Annotated in this window: 3 protein-coding genes; 1 reads left to right on the forward strand and 2 read right to left on the reverse strand. The window is 57.5% G+C overall.

Going from position 1 to position 3,171, the window contains the following annotated elements:
* Positions 1–75: 75 nt before the first annotated feature.
* On the reverse strand, positions 76–1,098 hold the full coding sequence (locus tag DYZ14_RS23915) for an alpha/beta hydrolase family protein (RefSeq protein WP_154722924.1): 1,023 nt from the start codon (positions 1,096–1,098) through the stop codon (positions 76–78).
* On the reverse strand, positions 1,088–2,704 hold the full coding sequence (locus DYZ14_RS23920) for an RcgA family putative transporter (protein ID WP_154722926.1): 1,617 nt from the start codon (positions 2,702–2,704) through the stop codon (positions 1,088–1,090). The genes DYZ14_RS23915 and DYZ14_RS23920 overlap by 11 nt, the downstream gene beginning before the upstream one ends.
* A 108-nt stretch (positions 2,705–2,812) precedes the next feature.
* Here DYZ14_RS23920 and DYZ14_RS23925 point away from each other — a divergent pair, with 108 nt between their 5' ends.
* Entirely contained in the window at positions 2,813–3,169 is a 357-nt protein-coding gene (locus tag DYZ14_RS23925) for a hypothetical protein (protein WP_154722925.1), read from the forward strand.
* Positions 3,170–3,171: the final 2 nt, after the last annotated feature.

A 3,171-nucleotide genomic window follows, 5' to 3' on the forward strand; every position in this document is an offset into this window, starting at 1 on the left:
GAGTTTGAGGGGAGGGGCCGAAGGGGGCTCCCCTCATTGCGGTTGGGTGCCGCTCGATGCGGCGCTCAAGCGCTCCTAAGCCTGGGCGGCCTCGCGCTTGCACATCAGAAACCGCTTCAGGCTCCATCCGACTCCCAAGATGTAGGGTGGCCGCCCAAGAGAGTAGTGGCCGCAATTCAGCCGCAGCACGCTCACTCTGGCTCCGGCATTCTGCAGCCGCTTCAGCAGGCGTTCTGACAGGTCCGGTAAAACAACCGTGTCCCTCGATGCCAGTATGACATGAAGCTCGAGGCCTGGCCGCGCCAGCTTGTCTGCATGGTTTTCAAGATTGAGTGGTGCCCACGCTCGTTGCAGCTGGGCAAGCATAAGATGCGGCTCGAGGCTCTTCCGGATCGATCGGGTTGCGCGCCCGGTCCATACCATTTCGGCAAGGCTTCCTGCCGTGAGGAAGAGTGACGCCCCAGAAACGGCGGTCTCATGCGCCGCGACCAGTCCGGCTATCCAAGAACCAAGACTCATCCCGAGGACAGAAACATCCCGATACCCCTCGCGCTTCAGCCAGCGGATAAGCTTGCGCCCGTCCCATACAGCCTGTCTGACGGCCTGCACTGTTCGGCCGAGATTGGCGCTGAGCATGTAATCGGCATAGAGCGAGCCCGGACGCTTGCGCTCCAAGTGGTAAGGCATGGCGATCTCAATAACCGCAATCCCTTGCCAGGAGAGGAATCCGGCAATCTGCCGGTTCCGACTTTCGGCGTTCCAGTGATGGAAGATCACCACCGCCTGATCGCGTTTTCCGCTCTCGGTGATCCTGGCCCACACGATGTTGTTTACAGCAACATCGGTTGCAACGTCCGAAGGGAATTTCAGCCAGCCATCCCGAAGCTCAAAGGTTTGGTCGCTTGAATCAGGCGGCTCAAAAAAGTCCGGGTCAGCGGCGGCCGTTTCCGCGAGAACGCAAAACTCCTCTACCGTTTCAGCCGCCCCCATGCCGGGAAATGCACGGTCGGCGTCCAGAAGAAAGTCCGTGATCTTCTTGGCCTCTTCGCCGCGCTGTGCGCGACCCTCGTCCCAACGATCCAGCCAATTATGAAACATGGCTGTCGCCTCTTATCTCACGGACACGCCAAGCTGGCTCAAACGCCGGATCAAATAGACCATAGGTCGCAATGAGTGCGGTAACGATCAGCAAAACAGAGAAACCATCGAACGCGTCGATCAACATGTATGAGACGAAAAGCAAACCGATCACCGCAGACATCTTCCACAGGGGGGAACGAAGCCGCCGATCATCCCCCAAGCGGATTGCTCCATACACAAAGACGCTGCAGGTCGAAAGCACGACGAGCAAGCTGCTGTAGTGTGTGGGCATGATGTAATCGAAGGTCCTATCTCCATCGTCGTAATCTGCCAGCGCAGCCCAGACATCGCGGACCAGCCATGTCACGAAATCCGGGCCCTGCGATGCGAGATAGGCACTTTGTGCCTTCATGCAGATGGCAGCAAGGACGACGAGCACGGAACATCTGAAGACCCCGCGCATGATGCGCAGACCGATTTCACTGGTGTCCGGCCAGCCTCTCTGCTCGCCAAGGAGTTCAGTTCCGCGTTTAAGCTTCCATAGATCATGGATGATCGTATGCAGCAGGATCAGGCCGGCGAACAGCAGGTAGAAGCTTGTGGACATGTAGAGATAGGCAAGGGCGGTAAACACGATTGCCGCCGGCGTCGATAGGATATCCGGCCTGATGATACCGATCGTCCCCCAGCTTGGGGCAAAATCCTGCGCTTGCTCAAGCAGAGGGATAAGCTGCACGCCGATCCATTGCACCACGCCCGCGAATAATATGCAGATCAGGAAAACTGCCCAGTAGGTCTGTGAGTTGGCCTGCAAATGTAGCGTCCAGGCGTCGCTGCTTCTTACACGATCAGCCTCCGCCAGTAGCCTGAGGCGGCCATCATGCTTCCAGAAACCCAGAAGCTCGATGACGACGGCGAAAAACAGTGGCAACAGCACCATGAACAGGAAGGTCCAGTTCGGTGCCCAGAGGAAGCCAACCTGCTTCTCGATACCATCCGAGCGCACATAGGTGATGCTGTGGATCCCCAAAATGTATGAGAGGAATCCGAGGGCGGACGAACCGGCGAAGATCCAGGCCGGCAAGTTCAGATGTGATCCATGCGAGAAAATCGCGTCGGTCTTGATTGCTAAACCCCTTGGCCGCTCCGCTGGCATGGTTTGAAGGTCCACCGAGAGGACGGGCGTTAGAGGAACCTGGTTTTTTTCTGGCGCTGACGTGTCAGGCACACGCAGGGCAGTCGCAGTCGAGCCACCGGTCTTCTTTTGATCTCGCCGCCTGGCGGTCAGACGCGCTTGGGCCGAGCTGAGCTCATTCAGCCAATCATTCGTCGCCTCGCGATCGTCGCAACCGAAGATGCGCGCCAGCCAGCGAATGTTGGCCGGGCTGATGCCTTTGTCATTCTCCTGAAACCAGAGCTGGACGGTGCGAAGATCCACTCCGACACGGTTGGCGTCGATCTTTGAGATGGCATCCGCCAGTAGCTCCGGCGTCCACGGGCCTTGGGGAAAACCGTCTTCACCCAAGGGGCGTCCGGCACCCGCAGCAGCCATTTTCTTGAACAGTTCCTTGAAATCGCTTCCATCCGCCGGCGGCGGAACAAAAATCTTACCGTTTTTTTCCAATGACTTACAGCCCAAGATTTCGTCTTGTTTCGTATCCTATCGTGCGTTGTGGACGATTTGATGGTCTGAGACGATCCCCAATGCAACTAGATCGGTGAGGCATCCGCCATGCTACTGTCGTCATCCAGTTCGCGTTCGTCCCGTGAAGCAATTGCCGCTCGATGCACCAAAACGGCTCCGGCATTGTCCACGTCCAGGAGAGTAGTAACGGAGATCGCAGCTGGTGCGACAGGAGAAAAACCTTCGCTTCGTGAGCTGATCGATCAGCATTCAGCGGCAGTTCAAGGGGGGAAAAAGGCGAAGGCGAGCCGCCAGGCAATCATCAATTATGAGCCAAAAGGCGACGGTGAAGCATATCTGAAGCTGACCTATCTGGCCGGTTATCTGATCGCGACCAGGAGCTCATTATCGATCCAAGAGCTGAAGTCGATTTCTGAGAACTCTGGCGCCCGTGGACGCCCCTGACG

The sequence above is a fragment of the Ciceribacter sp. T2.26MG-112.2 genome (assembly GCF_900492205.1).
Taxonomy (GTDB): Bacteria; Pseudomonadota; Alphaproteobacteria; order Rhizobiales; family Rhizobiaceae; genus Allorhizobium; species Allorhizobium naphthalenivorans_A.

What these genes read in the sequence shown, in the direction of transcription:
- DYZ14_RS23915 (WP_154722924.1), bottom strand. Translation starts at nt 1,098, where the DNA reads ATGTTTCATAATTGGCTGGATCGTTGGGACGAGGGTCGCGCACAGCGC.
- DYZ14_RS23925 (WP_154722925.1), top strand. Translation starts at nt 2,813, where the DNA reads ATGCTACTGTCGTCATCCAGTTCGCGTTCGTCCCGTGAAGCAATTGCC.